The organism is Priestia sp. ST2 (assembly GCF_055810735.1).
In genome coordinates this window covers 943,326-962,231 of the sequence record NZ_JBVVNT010000001.1, presented here as the reverse complement: position 1 = coordinate 962,231, position 18,906 = coordinate 943,326, and the positions used below count along the sequence as shown (strand labels likewise).

Genomic DNA, 18,906 nt, shown 5'->3' with positions numbered 1-18,906 from the left:
CCTTTCATTGTACAATATTACTATTATAACATAGTTATTTAGCAATATTGTACAATGAATAGAGGTTAAGACAAAGCCGCGTGAAGAGTAGTAAGCTGCTCTTTAATCGCTTTTCGCTGAATACTTACTTTCATCAGCCAGCCATTTTCTCCGTATCTATAAACAAATTCGTACGTACCTTTAGGAAAATATTCTTTCACCAGCATGTCCCGGTTTTCAACAAATCCCGGATCGCCAATAAAATAGGTACCTTCTTCAAGCGGAAGCTCATGAACTTTTTTTTCTAGCTGCTTCTCTTCGTCTTCGTCATCATCTATCACTATGTGCAGACCGCCTTCATCACGCACAACATCAAATTCACCGTTTTGTTCAAGCTCAAGCACTGGCACCACTTGTCCATTTACCGTTAGCAGCTGCTTCGTTCCTTCAAGGACCTGGGACCAGTGATCATCGTATAAAGTAGAAGAATAAAAAATATATCCCTGAGATTTATATAATAAAAGCAGCTGTTCAAAATGATTTTTCACTTGTTCTTTATCAAACAGAATAACAAAATGCTTTCGATAGAAAAAACTTGTAAAAGGCAGAATAGACGATTGATTAAGCTCTTTAATTATTTCAGCACTATCTTTACCTGAAATAATAGCTCCGGTCAATTCCCCCGCGCCATAAGGTTTCCAATGACTTAACGCCGCTTCTGGAATCAGCACAAGGTTCGAAGATGACACATATATACTCATTCGCTTCACTCCTTTTTTCTACATTTAGACCTATATTTGATTCTCCCCAAATAGAGACTTTCCTCTTATTCCATTCTTAAAAGACAGAACTTTTCCCCTAACTATGATAGATTATAACAAAGATCCTTGAAAAAAATAACCTTTATTTCCTCTTTCTTCTATTTGTACACTTCTCTTATTTTAGCTGTCTTCGCAGATTTACTAGTGAACGTACTTGCTAATCTAATTCCTTAGTGTTAATTTTATTATGTCGTTTTATAATTTTTTGCATAATTGGTTTCAAACAAAAAAGTATTAATATTTTTGAATGCGATGGTGAGACATTTGGAAGAACGTACAGAACGTAAACAACATAAAAGAAAAAAGCAAAGAAAAAAGAAACGCTTTAGAAAGCTACTTCTTTTCTTTCTCATTCTTGTAATCGCCGCTGGTGCGTATGTGTATTATCAATACCAACAAGGGTTAGCAGAAGCAGACGGAGCTTTTGGGAAAGATGGACAATTTGATTTTAATGGTGCAAGTGCCAATTTAGATAGCATGAATGTGCTGCTTCTTGGAATTGACTCTCGAGGTGAAGAACATTCGCGTGCCGATACAATCATGATTGCTCATTATGACAAAGACAGCAATCAGCCTAAAATTGTTTCTTTGATGCGTGATTCATATGTGGATATTCCTGGACATGGCAAAAACAAATTAAATTCAGCCTATGCATTTGGCGGGCCCGAATTAATGCGTAAGACAATTAAAGAAAATTTCGGCGTAGATGTAAACTATTATGCCGTTGTTGATTTTAAAGGTTTTTCTAAAGTTGCCGATACGATTGCCCCTGAGGGAATTACGGTTACCGTGCCGCACGAAATGTCATCAGGAATTGGCATGACGCTAAAACCTGGAAAGCAAACTCTTCACGGAGATAAATTACTAGGATACGTGCGATTCCGACATGATAGCCAAAGTGATTTCGGGCGCGTGAAGCGTCAACAAGAAGTGATCGGTAAATTAATGGATGAAGCTCTTCAAGTAAAGACGCTGGCAAAAGCTCCTAAGCTATGGGGCGTCATTGATCCATATGTGGATACAAATATTCCTCCAAAAACATTTATCGTGATAGGAAAAGATTTCTTAGTTGGGAATCAGCCAGATTTAAAATCTCTTCGTTTACCGGTCGAAGGTTCCTATTCAAATGAACGAGTATCCGGTATTGGTGCTGTTTTAAGCATCGACCTTGAAGAAAACAAACAAGCGTTACAGTCATTTTTAAATTAGGAAAAGGTGTCCATTAGCGGACACCTTTTTTTATACTATTCAAAAAAACTTCTGTTTTTCCTCCCTATCCTTCAAAAAAATTTGAGCTTCGACAAAAAATGAAGCTATTTTCCAGGAAACAGCTATTTCTTTGAAGTTCTATTTTTTCTACTACATGCGTATATGAAAGGAGAAGGACTTCTTTTTTATATTTTTGATTCAAGGAGATGAACGTATGAAATTATATGGTTTTCAATCTGAAGAAGAGCGTTCCTTTCTTCATTCTACCTATAAAGTGAATCCATTGCTTTCTCATACTGGAGATGTCAAAATTAGCTTTTTATCTTTTCAAGAAAATGATTATACTCCCCGTCAAGAAGCTACGATTCCACAGCTTCTATTAGTCGTTCACGGGGAAGGCTGGGTAGCTGGCGATAACGGACTGAAAATTTATATCAAACAAGGTGAATCCGCATTTTGGAGAGCCGGGGAATCATTTGAAGTCGGGAGTCTAACTGCTATGACAGGATTACTCATTGAAGGATTAGATATTGCTCCTCAAAAGCTGCTTACTTCTTTTTCACGAACAAATGTAAATTAAAAAGCCGCGTTAACGCGGCTTTTTTTTATTACCTTAGTAATTGAGCGTAGCTTTCAGCACTATCTTGAATGACTTTGTCGCTCAGCTCACCGCCTGCTCCTTGAAATAAAAATGGCGTTTGGAACTTCATGCCTGTTAAATTTGCCGTAGCTTGAAACGGAAGAAGCAGATGATTCATTGGGTAACGGTTGTATCCCCCTTCTTGATAAGCTTCTGCAGGGCCTCCTGTTGAAGTAGCTACGACAAACTCTTTTCCCTGAAGTTTAGTACCTTTGCTTCCATAAGCCCATCCGTATGTTAAGACAACATCTTGCCACTCTTTTAAGAGTGCTGGTGAGCTGTACCAGTAAAATGGAAATTGAAAAACAATACGATCGAATTGAACAGCTAACTCCTGCTCTTTTTCTACATCAATTTTGAAATCGGGATAGTTTGCGTATAAATCATGAACGTACACATTCTCTTCTTTTTTTACTCGCTCTGCCCACGCTTTATTAATACGAGAAGATGCTAAGTTTGGATGTGCTAAAATAACCAGTGTTTTCATTTTGATACTCTCCTTCTGATGTCTGTGCTTGCTTTTTTCTTTTCTATTTTTTACGCTTGCCTCTCACGGCTCGTTCAGTAATTCTTTCCTTTTCCTTCAAGAAATCCGAGTTAGTTTACACTTATAAACTACCAGTATTATCATTTTGCTTCAACAAAATTGACTTTGCTTTTATCACCTTTAATTTTTTTATGTACCCAAAACGGCAGATAAAGGACAAGAAAGCTAAGAATCATGATTCCTTCAATCCATACTAAATACCAAGGATGAGGTCCAAGAACATCCAGCAAGGAAGCGTGCTCTGGCTTTTTCATCATGTATAAATAATTCGCATGGAGTAAACGATTCATGACATAGATAACTCCCCCGTACAGATTAACAAATACTACGCTTACCCACAAAGAACGAAACGTCGGCTCATATCTGCAAACAGCAATTAGCATACAGCAAGCAAGTACCACACCGCCATGCGATACATAAAACTGCACATAGCGAAACTGGGCATACGCATAGCCGCCAAGGTCTGGGGTAATCATCGCTTGAACAGAGCTGCTGATTCCTGCGAAGTACACAAAATAAAAAAGAAACCTGTTTTTGGTTATCAGCATAACAGCAGCCAGCAGCACGACTATATCACTGAGCTGAAGAGGCAAGGAAGTTTCAGCAGACCACCGATGACATCCGATTTCCCAAGCCTGGTAGGCTGTTTCTGAAGCAATTAGAATGAGTGAAAGCAAAATGAACACAAACCTCTTTTTTCCCAGATGCTTTCGACACAAAAAAATAAATGCTCCTATGATCACGATAATAGCTAAAGTTACAAGATGTTCAACTGAAAAAAGCTGAAAGGAATGTTGTACAGGATGACACGTAAAAAATGAATTCATAAAAGCGCCTTCCTTCCATCAGAAAACAAATTTGGTACCTTTAGCTTGTTCATAAGACCTCATTTTCATTAATGCTTCTCTCGCATTAAAAAGAGATTGAGACATAACGAAATCACGCCAATCTAAAGATGGACGAATGGAGTAAATAATCGAGCATGAATCACTTCTTGCACCTCAGTTGATTTCCATGCAAGACTTCTCTTTCCGCGGGAGTCTTCGCGTTGCCCTCCAATCAACTGCTAGAAACAACTAAAATAAAAAGATCCGAACGATTCATCATTCGGATCTTCTTTCAACTAACATACTGTTGTCCTAACTTTTTTCTTCGTTTTTACTCTTTAATTAATCCTTTTTTCACTAAGAATTGATGAGCAACTTCTTCAGCTGTTTTTCCTTTCGCATTTACTTGATAGTTCATTTCACGCATTTCGTCATCACTGATTTTACCGCCCAGTTGATTTAAGATTTTTTTCAGTTCAGGGTGCTCTTTTAGCGTATCTTCACGAAGCACAGGCGCTCCTTGATACGGAGGGAAGAACTGCTGATCGTCTTTTAAGACTTTTAAACCAAACTGTTTGATTTCAGGGTCCGTTGCGTAAGCATCAAGCATGTTAATATCGCCTTTTTCTACAGCGCGATAGCGAAGCTTCGGCTCCATCGTTTTAATATTCGGGAAGGTAAGACCATATTCTTTTTGAACGCCTACATAGCCGTCTTCACGATCTTTAAACTCAAGCGTAAACCCTGCTTTTACTTTATCTGTTGCATTTGCCAAATCTGAAATAGTTGTTAGATTATTTTCTTTGGCAAATTCCTTTGTTACGGTTAATGTGTACGTATTATTAAACTTCATTGGATCTAAATAGACAAGGCCGAATTTCTTTTGAAATCCTTCTTTTGCCTGCTTGTACACCTCTGTTTCATCTTTGCTGTCCGGCTGTTCCTTTAGATGCGTCACAATGGCTGTACCCGTATATTCAGGGTACAAATCAATTTCCTTGTTACGCAGAGCCTCAAATACAAATACCGTTTTCCCAAGCGACGAACGAAGATTTACTTTCATATCGGTTTGATCTTCAATTAATTCTTTGTACATATTAATTAAAATGTCTTGTTCTGCACCAATTTTCCCTCCGATAACAAGGTCTGGTTTTGTTGCGCTCATCGCTGCAAACGGAGAAACAAGAATAAGTATTAATACGATGATCATAATAAACGAGCGTTTTTTGGACCCTTTTTTAGCTGAGTGTTCAATCGTTCGCAGAATTCCATCAAAAATAAGCGCTAATAATGCTGCTGGAATGGCTCCTAATAAAATCAAACTATTATCGCTTCGGTCAATACCAAGCAAAATTAAGCTTCCGAGTCCGCCCGCTCCGATAAGAGCCACGATTGTCGCTGTGCCAATAATGAGTACCATCGCTGTGCGAATTCCGGCCATAATGACAGGAAGTGCTAGAGGAAGTTCTACTTTAATTAATCGTCTCCACGAGTTCATCCCCATGGCTTTGGATGCTTCAATTAAAGATGGGTCCACTTCTTTAATTCCGGTATATGTATTTCGTACAATAGGAAGAAGCGAATATAAAAACAGTGCAATAACCGCGGGAAAGGTTCCAATTCCGACAAGAGGAATCAGTAATCCTAATAAAGCGAGTGAAGGAATGGTTTGCAGTACGGCTGTTACGCCAATGATTGGTTCAGCAATACGGTCATGCCTCGTTAAGTACAGTCCGAGCGGCACTGAAATTAATACGGCGATAACAAGAGCCAGTACTGAAATTTGAATGTGTTCAAGAAGAGCTTGAAACAGTGCATCTCCTCGTTGATCTAATAATGTGCTTAGTGCATTCATTACAGCGTTCCTCCTTCTTTCGTTTTATCAGAAAGAAACGCTAATAGAGTTTTGCGCGTTACAACGCCAATACGTTTGCTCCCTTTTTTCACGGCTATTGCTTCATGGTCGTAAAGGGCGTCCATTGCCTGCTGAACAGTGGCGGTTGAAGCTAACTCTTCAGTAGGTTCTACGTCTGGCTGTTCACTTTCTTTGACAAACATATCCAATGTCTCAAATAAAGCATTGCCTTGATTTCCAATAAATGTTTTTACAAATTCATTTTTAGGCTTTTGGATGAATTCCTCCGGGGTTCCAACTTGAACAATTTCTCCATCTTTCATCAGGCAGATACGATCTCCAAGCGTCATCGCTTCGCTCATATCGTGCGTAACAAACACAAATGTTTTTTTGATTTTTTCTTTTAAGCTAATAACATCTTGCTGAAGCTGTTCGCGGCTTAACGGATCGAGGGCACTAAAGGGTTCGTCCATTAAAATAACGGGGGGATCAGCTGCGAGGGCACGTGCTACACCTACACGTTGCTGCTGGCCACCTGAGAGCTCAGACGGCTTTCGGTTTCGATACTGCTTTGGGTCTAGTCCTACCAAGGTAAGCAGTTCATCAATGCGCGTTTTGATTTTGTTTTTCTTCCAATGCTTCATCTCGGGTACAATGGCTATATTTTCAGCGATGGTCATATGAGGAAAAAGAGCAATCTGCTGCAGAACATAACCAATGTTCCAGCGTAGCTCATGGATGTTGTGGTCCGATACGAGCTTATCTTTTATGTATAGTTCTCCTTCGGTAATATCATGAAGACGGTTAATCATTTTTAAGGTGGTTGTTTTCCCACACCCACTCGGACCAATTAAAACGAAAAACTCTCCTTCTTTAATTTCTAGATTAATATTTTTCACGGCGGTCGTACCGTCTGGATATTGCTTTGACACATTCTTAAACGTAATCAAATTATCGTTCACACTCCCTGTTGAAATTTAACCCCTAGTTCCGTGTACCCAATATTTAGAGGCAATAAACATTCTTTTAAGAATATTTCTAAATATGATTCATAAGACACAGGGGAAAAGATACGCATATTTTCTCACAATCTCCTAATAAGGCTATCAAACTGTTAAAGTTTTCACAAGGAGGGAAAGAATAATTCGGAGAATAATTTTAAAGCCGACACAAATAAAAAAAAACCTTCTTTCAACAAGAAAGAAGGTTTTTTAGTATGCTAGCGACAGGGATCGAACCTGCGACCTCTTGCTTACCATGCAAGTGCTCTACCTACTGAGCTACACCAGCGTCTTGGAAAATTATATCACGTTTAAATTTATTTAGGAAGCGCTTTTTTAAATTTTTTTATTGGTATATTCTCTAATTTACGTCTTCTGAAATTCGCACTTTCTACAAAGTTCCATATTTCATGTTAGAACTCCTTACATAAATTGTGTGAATTTTCTTTTTTTATATTACCCTTAGTAAAAGAGCTTACAAAAGAAGGGAAGAAAATAGATGGAACAACAACCAACCATGACCAAACCAAAAACGGCAACTCCCTACCCAAGAGACTGCACGTTCAGCCTGGAAGATTGGACGACGCTCGCTAAGTATTGGTACCCCGTCGCACGCTGCAGTGATGTAACAGAGAAACCAACGTCCGTAAAACTGCTAGATGTAAATCTAGTTCTATACCGTACCACACACAAAGTAGTGGCGGCTCGTGATTTATGCGTTCACCGAGGCACCCCTCTTAGCATGGGCTGGGTGGAAGATGATGAAATTGTCTGTCCTTACCACGGCTTCCGCTATGCAACGGACGGTGCATGCACGTCGATTCCAGCTCACCCTGATGCCAATATTTCTCCCCGCTTGTGTATGGCCGTCTATCCAGTTATTGAACGATTTGGATTAGTATGGACTTCCCTGACAGGAGAACAAGATAACCTGCCTTACTTCGATGCGTGGGAGGACCCTGATTTTCAGCAAATTGTTTGTCCGAGCTTTGATATCATGGGTTCGGCCGGTCGTCAAATGGAAGGCTTTTTAGACGTAGCTCATTTTGCTTGGGTTCACACAGACACATTTGGTGATCGAAACAACGCCTTTGTGCCTAAATATAAAGTAAGCGATACAGAGTATGGGCTTCATGTAGAATATACGAGCACCGTGAGCAATTATTCCAAAGAACAGCAGCATTTAAATCCACCTGATTTTAAATGGCTTCGCGTCTTTGATGTTTATCCGCCGTTTACAGCTACGCTAAAAGTATACTTCCCAGAAGGCGCAGAACTGTGGATTATGAATGCAGTCTCTCCTATTTCAGCCCGCGAAACACGTTTATTCGCACCAATCGCTCGAAACTTTGACAAAGATTCTCCCGTTGAAGGTGTGTATGACTTTAACCTTCGCGTCTTTGACGAAGACCGTGAAATGGTTGAAAACCAAAAGCCTGAAGACTTGCCTTTAGACCTGCAGATGGAAGCGCATATTATGGCTGATCAAACGTCCATCGGCTACCGGAAATTATTAAAGAAAATGGGCTTAAGCTTTAGATATACAAGCTAAAGAAATCCCCGCTGTTTCAGCGGGGATTTCTTTTTTATTTAGCAAACTGCTCGCGTCCTGCTTTTTCCTTTATCACTTCATCTTCACTTGCCGGCGTGGCGCGTTTCATAAACAATGAAAGAATTAAAGCAACCACCACTAGTACTACTGAGACGGCAAACGCATCGTTAATTCCTTGTACCATTGCCTGCATCCCAATTTGTTCTTTCATTTGAGCTGCCCCGGCTGCCGTTGCATTCGCTGCTCCTGCTCCGCTCATTGCATCTTGAGCAAGCTCTTTTGCATGCGTAGCTGTACGATTTGACATCACCGTTACTAAAAGAGCCGAACCAATAGCTCCCGATACTTGTTGAAGCGTGTTATTCATCGCAGTACCATGCGGATTAAAGCGCTGCGGCAGCTGATTTAATCCGTTTGTCATAACCGGCATCATCACCATAGACATTCCGAACATGCGAAGCGTGTAAAGCGTAATGAGCGTTGTATATGTCGTATCAAGCTCTAAGTTACTGAAGAAATACGTCGTAACGGCTGTAATCGTTAGACCCGTTACAGCCAGTGCACGCGCTCCGAATTTATCAAATAATTTTCCGGTAATCGGAGACATCACACCCATGAGTAGCGCACCCGGAAGCATTAGTAATCCTGAGTGAAGCGGAGAAATGCCTCGTACCGTTTGAACATAAATTGGCATTAGCAGCATGGCTGAGAATAATGCCATTGTAATCACCATTGAAATCGTTGATGATAAAGCAAACATTGGATATTTAAAAATGCGGAATTCAAGCATAGGTGTTTTAAGCTTGAACTGACGCGTAATAAATAAAATCAGCGCAACGGCTCCTACGATAATGGTGCCGTATACTTCCACAGAATCCCAGCCTTTATCCCCTGCTGAGCTAAATCCGTATAGAAGTCCCCCAAATCCAATTGTAGATAACACAAGCGATAGGAAATCCAGATTGATTTCCACTTTTTCTTTTTTGTCTTTTAATAGGAAGAAAGCCCCTATTAATACAATTGCCGCGATTGGCGTAACAAGGTGGAACAGCATTCTCCACTCATAGTGTTCAATTAGCCATCCTGATAAGGTAGGGCCAATTGCCGGAGCAAAAATCATAACTAAACCGAAAATCCCCATCGCAGCTCCGCGTTTTTCTAATGGGAAACTTGTGAGCAATACGTTCATTAAAAGCGGCATCATAATGGCTGCGCCTGATGCTTGAATAATACGAGCGGTTAACAAGACCGAAAATACGGGCGAAGCACCTGCAAGTATTGTTCCCGCTGTAAATAAAGTCATAGCCGTTAAAAATAAGCCTCTGACAGAATAGCGCTGAATTAAAAAAGCGGTAGTTGGAATCATAATACCATTCACTAACATATAACCAGTAGAAAGCCACTGGACAGTTGACGTTGTCACATCTAAGTCTTTCATAATAGACGGAAGCGCCACATTTAATAACGTTTCATTCAACAATGAAATAAAAGCGCCAATTAATAAAATAGCAATTATGCCATAAGGGGGCTTTTCCATTTGATTTATCGATTGACTCATTATTGTACCTCCTTATACTTCAAGTTCATTTTTTTAGACACATGTTCTACATAGAGTATATTATACTGTGAGTTCAATTTATGCAAGTGAAAAATCTTGCCTTCATGTTCTTTATTTTACCGACTTTTTCAGTCCTATAATCCTTTTATATCAATACATTGTCGTGATATCGTCTATTTTTTGAAAAGAACATTTGTGTAAACGCTTTAAATCATGTATCATAAAGTTGGACCATGAGTCTAATTTTATATTTAGGTGATAATAATGAATAACCGAAAACAGCAAGTTGTAAAAAATGCACACCATCTCTTCGTTGAAAAAGGATTTCAAGCTACATCTATTCAAGACATCATTGATTATAGCGGCATTTCAAAAGGAACATTCTACAACTATTTTTCTTCAAAAAATGAATTATTAATCGCTGTTTTTACCTGGCTTCATACAACAATTGAACAAGAGCGAAATCAGCTGCTGGTTGGTAAAAGCCTGACCGATGTAGATGTATTTGTTAAACAGATTGATGCACAGATGAAAAACCATCATAAACATAAATTTTTCACATTACTTGAAGAAGTATTTGTTTCCAATGATCCTGATTTAAAAGCATACATAAAAAAAACCCAGTTTGTTGAAGTAAACTGGGTTTACAAGCGGTTCATTGATTTATTTGGACAAGAAAAGAAACCGTACCTGCTAGATTGTGCAATTATGTTTCTTGGCATGCTTCATCGCAACTTTCACTATAATTTTATGGTTAACGGCACAAATACTGACCCCCATGAGATCATAAGCTACAGTGTCAAGCGCCTGCTTCCTCTTGTAGACGAAGTAGCAAATTCAGGAGACATTTTGCTCGATCCGCAAACGATTAAAGAATGGCTTCCATCTTGCCCAAATACTAAAAATCAAATAGAACAGGACATTTCTGCAGCACTTATCGATTTAAAAAAACAGGTTCACAAACAATTTACTGATGAATTCGAACGTCAAAAATGCACAGAGCTTATTAGTTTTATTGAAGAAGAGCTGTTTAAACAGTCCAATCCCCGGAAGTTTGTTGTAGATAGTGCCCTTCAATCGTTAAAGCAGCTGTCTGTTAACAACGGTAAAACGACCCTAGAGGAACTGCAAACGATGATTGATCAGTATGTGAGTGAACGTCATTAAAAAGAGAGTAAAACATAACTAAATCCATACAATTTACAGACGAATAAATAGATGAAATCTACATTTACCCTGCCAATGAAAAAATCCGAATGCGTTTGATTCTCCCTCAAGAATCAAACGCATTCGGATTTTCCTTCAACTAAATAACTTTTGTCCCGACCTCTTTATTCACAAAGTGGAAATTGAAGTGAAAAACACGTTTCTTTTCCTTTTGTGCTAGACACACTCACTTTTCCCTTCATATAATGAATAATGCTGAAAGATACCATCGTTCCAAGCCCCGTACCTTTTTCTTTTGTTGTAAAATACGGTTCGCCTAACCGGTTGATTTGTTCTTGCGTCATACCGCAGCCTGTATCGATAATATCCACAATAACAGCTTCGCCTTCTTTTGTTACTTTAACGGTTAACGTGCCTCCATTTTGCATGGCTTCAATACTATTTTTAAATAAATTGATTAGGCACTGCTGAAGCTTTCTTCTTTCTCCCATTACGCAGAACTTCACTTCTTCATCAAATGTAAAATCAATAGCGACTCCATTCATATTGGCAAGAGGCGTCATAATATGGGTGACATGATGAATCTCTTCTGAAATATTCATTTTTTCATTTCGTTCCGGAGCAGAATTGGCAAACAGCAAGTAATCATCAATGATTTCTTTTGCACGATCTAGTTCATTAATCGCAATGGAAATGTAGCGTTTTTTAGCAGGTTCTTTTTCATCTTCTTGCAGCATTTGCATAAATCCTCTGCTTGCCGTTAGAGGATTTCGCACCTCATGAGAGATGCTGGCAGCTAAATGACTGACAATTTCTAGTTTCTCTGCTTTCATCAGGCGCTGCAGCACTAGTAAATTTGCCCGTATCGCTTCCCACAGTATGGTAATTACAAACATGCCTGCTACATCTAAAATCGCGAATTGAACCCACACGCTAATAGGAATGCTTGTTACGTGCAAGACAAAAATAGATACAAGCATAGCTAATAAAGAACCGATCAGACTAAGACAGGTGCTCACGATAATTCTATTTTTTAATGAGAAATGCAAAAAGTATTTTGTTATGAAAAATAAAGGAATGGATAAAATCGGAAGAGAAATTAGTGTTGATAAAAAGCCTACATCGTACCCGCCAATTAGCAAGCGCAGCAGTAAAATAAAGACAAAAAGCAAGCTTCCTAGCGGCCAGCCTCCATATAACGTTCCTAAAATATAAGGAATTCTTCGTAGATCCATCCGATAGTCATCCGGGACATAAGCTCCGTTAACCGGAAACAAAAGGCAAAAGGTAATAGCTAAAATCGGAAATACCGCGATATAACGATCTTTCCACCAATGAATTTTTTTAGCATACTTGATTAAATAAAACATCTGCACTAAAAACAGCGCCAATAAAATAAATAAAAAATTAATTAACAAATCTTTCGTGACAAAACTCATGCATTCACCGGTCTTTCAAATGAGATAAAAATAAACTCTTTTATTGCATTTACATTTGTAACACAAATTAGAGCGTAATCATAGATAAATAAACGTATTCTATTTACTTTTTTATAACTTCCTATGACTTTATCGTCCGTTCCCTAAAATAGTGAAGGCTAAGAAAACCTTTTCAACTTCACTAAAAATATTCAGAATTTTATTTACATATGAGTTACAATGCTCTATAATCAGATCAATGTACTTGGTTTTGAGAGTAGGAGGACGAAATATGGAACTATCAATTACCTTAATGGGATTATTCGTTGGAACCCTTGTAGGCTTAACTGGGGTTGGAGGTGCCGCTTTATTAACACCTTTACTGATTGTACTCGGCATTAACCCTTCCATTGCCGTAGGAACAGATCTTGTCTACAATTCTATCACAAAATTATTCGGAGTCGCTCAGCACTACAAACAGCGAACCATTAACTTTAAATTAGCAAAATATTTAGCCTTCGGAAGTATTCCGAGCGCTGTGCTGGCTATTGTCACACTTCATGCATTTCCATCTTTTCACGAGCATCAAGAAACGATTATTAAGCACGCTCTTGGATATGTCATGACGCTGGTTGCCATTTCAATTATCTTTCGCGTCTTTTTTGATAAATTAATTCGTCCCAACCGATTTCAGGAAATGGACTTAAATCAGAAAAAAGGATTAACAATCGGAATTGGCGTAGTCTTTGGATTCATTGTCGGACTAACATCAATTGGCTCAGGCTCATTATTTGCGATTGCGATGCTGTACTTATTTAAGCTAAAAACATCTGAGCTGGTTGGAACTGATATTGCACATGCGTTTCTTCTCGTTACGGTGGCTGGTATTTTAAATGCAAGCTTTGGAAGCGTGGATTACATGTTGACTGCTAACCTATTAATTGGATCTATTCCAGGTGTGTTAATCGGAAGCCGTTTATCAACGAAAGTGCCTTCAAGACCGCTTCAAGCCATTATGGCAACCATCATTCTAATTAGCGGAATTAAATTAATTTAACAAATAAAAGCACATGCCTTTGCATGTGCTTTTTATTAGTTTTTTTAAAGATCTACATTAAAAATAATAATGTTTTAAACCACTTCCCTTCCCTTCTTATACACTTCAACTAATATTTTTATTGAATTTTAGTCAAAGAGACCAATGACACCTCAAACAACCTTACGTTAAAATGTAAAAAAACATAACATCTGTTGTGATATCCAAAAAATTGTACGACGAAGGGAGAACACATGACACAAACAGCAGCAAAAAGTAAGCAAAAACCTTTTTATAAAGGTCTTTTCTTTCAAATTATGATGGCAATTGTACTTGGCATAGCCGTAGGATATCTATGGCCAAGCTTTGGAAATGCTGTGAAACCGATTGGAGACGGTTTTATTAAGCTTATCAAAATGCTGATTGCTCCTCTTATTTTTGGAGTAGTCGTTGTTGGAATTGCCAAGGTTGGAAACATTAAAACAGTTGGGCGTATCGGCGGAAAAACCATTCTTTACTTCGAAATTGTCACAACATTCGCTCTATTAATCGGTCTATTAGTAGCAAACGTAATGAACCCCGGCACCGGTATAAATGTTGATCCTTCAAGCTTAAGCACAAGCGAAGTGGACGCGAAGACAAACGGCTCCGAACTTCCGAGTGAAGGTGATTTTTTTCTTAATATGATTCCAGACAGTGCAGTTGGTGCTTTTTCAAGCAACTCCATGCTTCAAGTGCTTTTAATTTCTTGTTTGTTTGGCATCGCGCTTGTTCATATAGGTGGAAAAACAGCAGAGACCCTTTTAAATGTATTGGAAAAAGTAAATGATGTGTTGTTTAAAATTATGGGATACATTATGAAATTAACGGCTCTTGCCACCTTTAGTGCCATGGCATTCGCAGTTAGTCAGTACGGTCTTGGAACACTTGCTGCATTCGGAAAGCTATTTATCGCTATGACAATTGCCTGTCTAGCATTTGTTCTTGTTTTAGCTGTTATTTTACGAATCTATTTAAAATTAAGTTTGTGGAAAGTCATTCTATATATACGAGAAGAAATTATGCTGGCATTTGCTACGGGTTCCACTGAAGCTGTTATGCCGCAGCTCATGGATAAATTCGAACAAGCAGGATGCAACAAAGCAGTCGTGGGCCTGGTTGTGCCTACGGGCTATTCGTTTAATCTAGACGGTGCTTCCATTTACTTGTCTCTTGCCCTCGTCTTTTTAGCACAAGCAACAGGCGTGGATTTGAGTCTCACTGATCAGCTTTTAATGCTTGGTGTTCTTCTTCTTACGTCTAAAGGAATGGCTGGTATTCCAGGATCAGCTTTTGTTGCTCTCTCTGCTACCGCAGCAGCAACCGGATCCATTCCAGTAGCAGCCGTTGCTCTGATGCTCGCTCCTGATCGCTTTATGGGTAATTACCGGACCACAGTTAATATTATTGGTTATGCGGTAGCTGCTTTTATTATCGCACGATGGGAAAATTTATTAGATTTACAAAAAGCAAATGATGTGCTGGACGGAAAAATTGCATATCAGCCCAAAAATGCTGAAATTTCTCTCCCAGACAGTATTCCAGCAGTCAATGAAAAAGCATTTTAACAAAAAAATTTCCTGGCCGAGACAAGTCTATTTTGCTTGTTTTTCGGGCAGGAATTTAATTGTTACATGAAAGGCCTTTTGCTGAAACTTATTTTCTTCGAGTATTTTATATACGATTTGTTTAATCGTTTCTTGTGTTTTGGCATCAGCTGAAACGGAAGGCTCCATATACACATCCATTTCTACTCTGTCTTTTGAGTAAAGGGAAGAATTCACGCCCTTTGATTCATAGCCCGCTTCAGTTAAACCGCTGCTGATTTTATGCCAAATATCCAGTTTGTCCATTTGTTTAATAACAGGCTTTGCTTCTTCGTACACTTGTGCTTGCTGAGTCTTGAAAACTTCTTCTTTTTTAGTAAAAACTGCATAACCTGAACCTACTACTAAAAACGTCATAATAGCAAATGCTCGCATCCTTTTCATTCTCTCACCTCATTTAGAGATATAGATTATAAATATGCGAATAATTGCTGCAGTATGACGGCTTGTATCTCTACTTCTTTTCCACTATACTCAGCAGTCGTTTAGAACCAGCTTCTGCTTCTTCTATTATACTGTCAAAAAGCTCTTGCACCGTTGGGATACTATCAATCAGTCCAACGACTTGGCCTGCCCATCCATAGCCTTCATCGATTTTATTTTCATAAATATACCGACAGTTTGCCCCTCCGCTAATGACGTCTTTTAACTCTTCGTACCTCTCTCCTTGCTGCTCACGCTCGATAATGTCAAGAGTGTAGTGGGACTTCAATACGCGTCCAGGTGCTCCGAACGAACGTTTAATAACCACAGTATCGGTTTCTTTTGCTTCTACAATAGCTTGTTTATACGCATCGTGGGCATCTACACATTCTTTTGTCGCGATAAAACGTGTTCCCATTTCAATTCCTTCAGCGCCTAATGATAACGCCGCCAATAATCCTTGGCCGTTTCCAATCCCTCCGCTGGCCAGGACCGGAATTGACACAGCCGCAGCTACTCGAGGAATTAGTACCATTGTGCCGAGATCCTCACGTCCGATATGTCCTCCTGCTTCTTGCCCCACTGCCATGACAGCATCTGCTCCTAACTTCTCAGCTTTTTGAGCTTGACGCACGTTGGCTACAAGCACGAGCGTTTTAATTCCTGTTCCTTTTAATCTCTCAAAAATAGGTGCGGGATTTGCTCCTGTTATGGAAACAACCGGCACACCTTCTTCTACTGCTACGTCGAGAAGTTCTTTATAAGAACCTTCTGTTTGACCTCCAACAGCAAAATTAACGCCAAAAGGACGCTCAGTTAAAGAACGTACTTTCTTAATTTCAGCTCGAAGTTTCTCAGGTGTTCGGAGCGTCATAGCTGTAATTTGTCCAAGACCTCCTGCATTTGAGACAGCAGCAGCAAGTTCTGCGTACGCTAAATAAGCCAGACCTCCTTGTACAATTGGATATTGAATTCCTAATAAATCTGTTACCCGTGTTTTCATCTATGTATCCCCTCTCCTTTTATTTTCTTATTTATGAATACTTATTCATAATCATAACAAGAAAATAACGGATTTCCTACGAAAAAATTCCAACATTTCTGTTTGCTTCAACTTTTGATAGGGTACACATTTTGTAATGATTATTAACTGAAGATCAAGGAGGAAGACAGGTATGACAAAAAAGCACTCTGTAAATGAAAAAAGCAAGCAAGAACAGCTCGAGCAGTTTAAAACAGATGATCGAAACCAAGCGCTCACAACCAATCAAGGGTTAAAGCTTTCCGAAGATGAATTTTCTTTAAAAGCAGGTGAACGTGGTCCAACCCTTATGGAAGACTTTCATTTCCGTGAAAAAATGACGCATTTTGACCACGAGCGCATTCCTGAACGCATCGTTCATGCACGAGGCTTCGCTGCTCACGGAGAATTTGAACTGTATGACTCTCTCAGTGAATATACAAAAGCTAAATTTTTACAGAATCCATCTGTAAAAACACCTGTATTTGTCCGTTTTTCTACTGTAGCAGGTTCTAAAGGTTCAGCTGAAACGGTGCGCGACGCCCGTGGTTTTGCAACAAAATTTTATACAGAAGAAGGAAACTATGACTTAGTTGGAAATAACATTCCCGTGTTCTTTATCCAAGATGCGATTAAATTTCCGGATTTAATTCACGCTGTTAAGCCTGAGCCTCACAACGAAATGCCGCAGGCGGCTTCAGCACACGATACGTTTTGGGATTTTGTCGCCAATAACCAAGAGTCTGCTCACATGGTCATGTGGTCAATGTCAGACCGTGCAATTCCACGCAGTTTGCGTATGATGGAAGGCTTCGGCGTACATACTTTTCGCTTAGTTAATGCAGAAGGGAAAGCTCATTTTGTCAAATTTCACTGGAAGCCTGTGCTCGGAACGCATTCCCTTGTTTGGGACGAGGCTCAAACAATTTCTGGGAAAGACCCGGATTTTCATCGCCGCGATTTATGGGAATCGATTGAAAACGGAGACTATCCTGAATATGAGCTAGGTATTCAAATTATAGATGAGGAAGATGAATTTAAATTCGACTTTGACATTCTCGATCCAACTAAGCTTTGGCCTGAAGAAGACATTCCCGTCAAATTGGTTGGAAAAATGACCTTAAATCGAAATGTAGACAACGTATTTGCCGAAACGGAACAAGTCGCATTCCATCCGGGACATGTGGTACCGGGAATTGATTTTTCCAATGATCCTCTCTTACAAGGAAGATTGTTCTCATACACGGATACCCAGCTTATTCGTCTTGGCGGTCCGAATTTTCACGAACTTCCAATCAACCGTCCAGTATGCCCGTTTCATAACAATCAACGAGACGGTTACGGACGTCAAACGATTAACAAAGGGCCTGTCAGCTATCACAGAAACTCTCTTGCAGCCAATACCCCGGCTCCTGTACCAGAGTCAGAGGGCGGTTATGCTCACTATCAAGAAAAAGTGGAAGGAAGAAAAGTTCGAAGCCGAAGCGAAAGTTTTAAAGACCACTTTTCACAGGCAACGCTATTTTGGAATAGCATGAGCGACACTGAAAAAGAGCATATTATCAGTGCTTTCAGCTTTGAGCTTGGAAAAGTGAAAAGCAAGTCTGTTCAGCAGCAGGTCGTTGATATGTTTGCCAACGTCAGTACAGTGCTAGCTAGACAAGTAGCACAAGCGATTGGTGCAACGCCTCCATCAGGAGAAGACGCGCCAGTGACCAAGTCATCTCCGGCTCTTAGTCAGGAACAGACGATTAAAAAGCCGAATACGCGTAAAGTAGCTGTCATTGCAGCTAATGACTTTAGCAGTGACCTACCACAGGTGTTAAACAATTTAAAACAACAGGGCATTCAGCCTGAAATTGTAAGCACAACCCTCAAAAACGTAAAAGGAACAGACGGGTCAGAACTTGAAGTACAGCACACGTTCTTAACAAGTGATTCTGTTTTATTCGATGCGGTTTATGTTGTCGGAAGCGCGTCGGCTGATGAGAAGTTTCGTAAAGAAGCACTGACATTTGCTCAAGAAGCATTCGAGCATTTTAAACCAATTGGCGCGACGGATGAAGGTGTTAAGTGGCTAAAAGCTGCTGGTTTAGATAGCAGTCCCGGTGTCGTAACTGGAGAAACTACACGCTTTACAGATGAATTTATTGAAGCTATTTCAGCTCACCGCCACTGGAATCGTCACGTTATATAACTTACAAAA

Annotated in this window: 16 protein-coding genes and 1 tRNA gene; 7 read left to right on the top strand and 10 right to left on the bottom strand. The window is 39.5% G+C overall.

Annotated elements, in window-relative coordinates:
- Positions 1-65: 65 nt before the first annotated feature.
- Positions 66-740 (bottom strand): hypothetical protein, encoded by a 675-nt coding sequence (locus tag AC0KUU_RS04890; protein WP_162214849.1) that lies wholly within the window; start codon positions 738-740, stop codon positions 66-68.
- 312 nt (positions 741-1,052) lie between these two features.
- Between AC0KUU_RS04890 and AC0KUU_RS04885 the strand changes: the two genes are divergently transcribed.
- Both AC0KUU_RS04885 and AC0KUU_RS04880 read left to right on the top strand, forming a co-directional pair.
- Positions 1,053-2,009, top strand: a complete 957-nt coding sequence (locus AC0KUU_RS04885; RefSeq protein WP_372482311.1) for an LCP family protein — start codon at positions 1,053-1,055, stop codon at positions 2,007-2,009.
- 214 nt (positions 2,010-2,223) lie between these two features.
- A complete protein-coding gene (locus AC0KUU_RS04880) occupies positions 2,224-2,589 on the top strand; it encodes a hypothetical protein (protein ID WP_014458652.1) in 366 nt (121 codons plus the stop codon).
- A 28-nt stretch (positions 2,590-2,617) separates the two neighbouring features.
- Here the strand turns inward: AC0KUU_RS04880 and AC0KUU_RS04875 are convergent, their stop codons facing one another.
- From AC0KUU_RS04875 to AC0KUU_RS04855, 5 genes are all read right to left on the bottom strand, one after another.
- A complete protein-coding gene (locus AC0KUU_RS04875; protein WP_028410982.1) occupies positions 2,618-3,136 on the bottom strand; it encodes an NAD(P)H-dependent oxidoreductase in 519 nt (172 codons plus the stop codon).
- Positions 3,137-3,276: 140 nt separating this feature from the next.
- Complete coding sequence (locus AC0KUU_RS04870) at positions 3,277-4,023, bottom strand: YwaF family protein (protein ID WP_162214851.1); 747 nt, start codon at positions 4,021-4,023, stop codon at positions 3,277-3,279.
- A 331-nt stretch (positions 4,024-4,354) separates the two neighbouring features.
- On the bottom strand, positions 4,355-5,878 hold the full coding sequence (locus AC0KUU_RS04865) for an ABC transporter permease/substrate-binding protein (RefSeq protein WP_043978380.1): 1,524 nt from the start codon (positions 5,876-5,878) through the stop codon (positions 4,355-4,357).
- Complete coding sequence (locus tag AC0KUU_RS04860) at positions 5,878-6,828, bottom strand: ABC transporter ATP-binding protein (protein ID WP_014458647.1); 951 nt, start codon at positions 6,826-6,828, stop codon at positions 5,878-5,880. The genes AC0KUU_RS04865 and AC0KUU_RS04860 overlap by 1 nt, the downstream gene beginning before the upstream one ends.
- A gap of 267 nt (positions 6,829-7,095) precedes the next feature.
- Positions 7,096-7,168 (bottom strand) — tRNA-Thr (locus tag AC0KUU_RS04855).
- A gap of 210 nt (positions 7,169-7,378) precedes the next feature.
- Between AC0KUU_RS04855 and AC0KUU_RS04850 the strand changes: the two genes are divergently transcribed.
- On the top strand, positions 7,379-8,431 hold the full coding sequence (locus AC0KUU_RS04850; protein ID WP_043978378.1) for an aromatic ring-hydroxylating oxygenase subunit alpha: 1,053 nt from the start codon (positions 7,379-7,381) through the stop codon (positions 8,429-8,431).
- Positions 8,432-8,465: 34 nt separating this feature from the next.
- Here the strand turns inward: AC0KUU_RS04850 and AC0KUU_RS04845 are convergent, their stop codons facing one another.
- A complete protein-coding gene (locus AC0KUU_RS04845) occupies positions 8,466-9,989 on the bottom strand; it encodes a DHA2 family efflux MFS transporter permease subunit (protein ID WP_153255271.1) in 1,524 nt (507 codons plus the stop codon).
- Positions 9,990-10,253: 264 nt separating this feature from the next.
- On the opposite strand from AC0KUU_RS04845, the gene AC0KUU_RS04840 reads away from it, so the two are divergent.
- Positions 10,254-11,156: a TetR/AcrR family transcriptional regulator gene (locus tag AC0KUU_RS04840; protein ID WP_043978374.1), complete on the top strand. Its 903-nt coding sequence runs from the start codon at positions 10,254-10,256 to the stop codon at positions 11,154-11,156.
- Between the two features lie 164 nt (positions 11,157-11,320).
- On the opposite strand, the gene AC0KUU_RS04835 is transcribed toward AC0KUU_RS04840, so the two are convergent.
- Positions 11,321-12,595: an ATP-binding protein gene (locus AC0KUU_RS04835; RefSeq protein WP_043978372.1), complete on the bottom strand. Its 1,275-nt coding sequence runs from the start codon at positions 12,593-12,595 to the stop codon at positions 11,321-11,323.
- 271 nt (positions 12,596-12,866) lie between these two features.
- On the opposite strand from AC0KUU_RS04835, the gene AC0KUU_RS04830 reads away from it, so the two are divergent.
- Together AC0KUU_RS04830 and AC0KUU_RS04825 are read left to right on the top strand one after the other, a co-directional pair.
- On the top strand, positions 12,867-13,631 hold the full coding sequence (locus AC0KUU_RS04830; RefSeq protein WP_043978369.1) for a sulfite exporter TauE/SafE family protein: 765 nt from the start codon (positions 12,867-12,869) through the stop codon (positions 13,629-13,631).
- Positions 13,632-13,864: 233 nt separating this feature from the next.
- Positions 13,865-15,217 (top strand): cation:dicarboxylate symporter family transporter, encoded by a 1,353-nt coding sequence (locus AC0KUU_RS04825; RefSeq protein ID WP_237074192.1) that lies wholly within the window; start codon positions 13,865-13,867, stop codon positions 15,215-15,217.
- Positions 15,218-15,244: 27 nt separating this feature from the next.
- On the opposite strand, the gene AC0KUU_RS04820 is transcribed toward AC0KUU_RS04825, so the two are convergent.
- Both AC0KUU_RS04820 and AC0KUU_RS04815 read right to left on the bottom strand, forming a co-directional pair.
- Positions 15,245-15,640, bottom strand: a complete 396-nt coding sequence (locus tag AC0KUU_RS04820; RefSeq protein ID WP_043978365.1) for a hypothetical protein — start codon at positions 15,638-15,640, stop codon at positions 15,245-15,247.
- A 70-nt stretch (positions 15,641-15,710) separates the two neighbouring features.
- Complete coding sequence (locus AC0KUU_RS04815) at positions 15,711-16,682, bottom strand: NAD(P)H-dependent flavin oxidoreductase (protein ID WP_165575875.1); 972 nt, start codon at positions 16,680-16,682, stop codon at positions 15,711-15,713.
- Between the two features lie 172 nt (positions 16,683-16,854).
- On the opposite strand from AC0KUU_RS04815, the gene AC0KUU_RS04810 reads away from it, so the two are divergent.
- The gene (locus AC0KUU_RS04810; RefSeq protein ID WP_322552370.1) at positions 16,855-18,897 is read left to right on the top strand and encodes a catalase; all 2,043 of its coding nucleotides are present in this window, start codon (positions 16,855-16,857) and stop codon (positions 18,895-18,897) included.
- Positions 18,898-18,906 lie beyond the last annotated feature (9 nt).

Bases quoted from the DNA above. Each gene is read 5' to 3' on its own strand.
- AC0KUU_RS04880 (WP_014458652.1), top strand. From the start codon at position 2,224: ATGAAATTATATGGTTTTCAATCTGAAGAAGAGCGTTCCTTTCTTCAT.
- AC0KUU_RS04820 (WP_043978365.1), bottom strand. From the start codon at position 15,640: ATGAAAAGGATGCGAGCATTTGCTATTATGACGTTTTTAGTAGTAGGT.
- AC0KUU_RS04885 (WP_372482311.1), top strand. From the start codon at position 1,053: ATGGTGAGACATTTGGAAGAACGTACAGAACGTAAACAACATAAAAGA.
- AC0KUU_RS04870 (WP_162214851.1), bottom strand. From the start codon at position 4,023: ATGAATTCATTTTTTACGTGTCATCCTGTACAACATTCCTTTCAGCTT.
- AC0KUU_RS04890 (WP_162214849.1), bottom strand. From the start codon at position 740: ATGAGTATATATGTGTCATCTTCGAACCTTGTGCTGATTCCAGAAGCG.
- AC0KUU_RS04810 (WP_322552370.1), top strand. From the start codon at position 16,855: ATGACAAAAAAGCACTCTGTAAATGAAAAAAGCAAGCAAGAACAGCTC.
- AC0KUU_RS04865 (WP_043978380.1), bottom strand. From the start codon at position 5,878: ATGAATGCACTAAGCACATTATTAGATCAACGAGGAGATGCACTGTTT.
- AC0KUU_RS04845 (WP_153255271.1), bottom strand. From the start codon at position 9,989: ATGAGTCAATCGATAAATCAAATGGAAAAGCCCCCTTATGGCATAATT.
- AC0KUU_RS04850 (WP_043978378.1), top strand. From the start codon at position 7,379: ATGGAACAACAACCAACCATGACCAAACCAAAAACGGCAACTCCCTAC.
- AC0KUU_RS04830 (WP_043978369.1), top strand. From the start codon at position 12,867: ATGGAACTATCAATTACCTTAATGGGATTATTCGTTGGAACCCTTGTA.
- AC0KUU_RS04835 (WP_043978372.1), bottom strand. From the start codon at position 12,595: ATGAGTTTTGTCACGAAAGATTTGTTAATTAATTTTTTATTTATTTTA.
- AC0KUU_RS04875 (WP_028410982.1), bottom strand. From the start codon at position 3,136: ATGAAAACACTGGTTATTTTAGCACATCCAAACTTAGCATCTTCTCGT.
- AC0KUU_RS04815 (WP_165575875.1), bottom strand. From the start codon at position 16,682: ATGAAAACACGGGTAACAGATTTATTAGGAATTCAATATCCAATTGTA.
- AC0KUU_RS04840 (WP_043978374.1), top strand. From the start codon at position 10,254: ATGAATAACCGAAAACAGCAAGTTGTAAAAAATGCACACCATCTCTTC.
- AC0KUU_RS04825 (WP_237074192.1), top strand. From the start codon at position 13,865: ATGACACAAACAGCAGCAAAAAGTAAGCAAAAACCTTTTTATAAAGGT.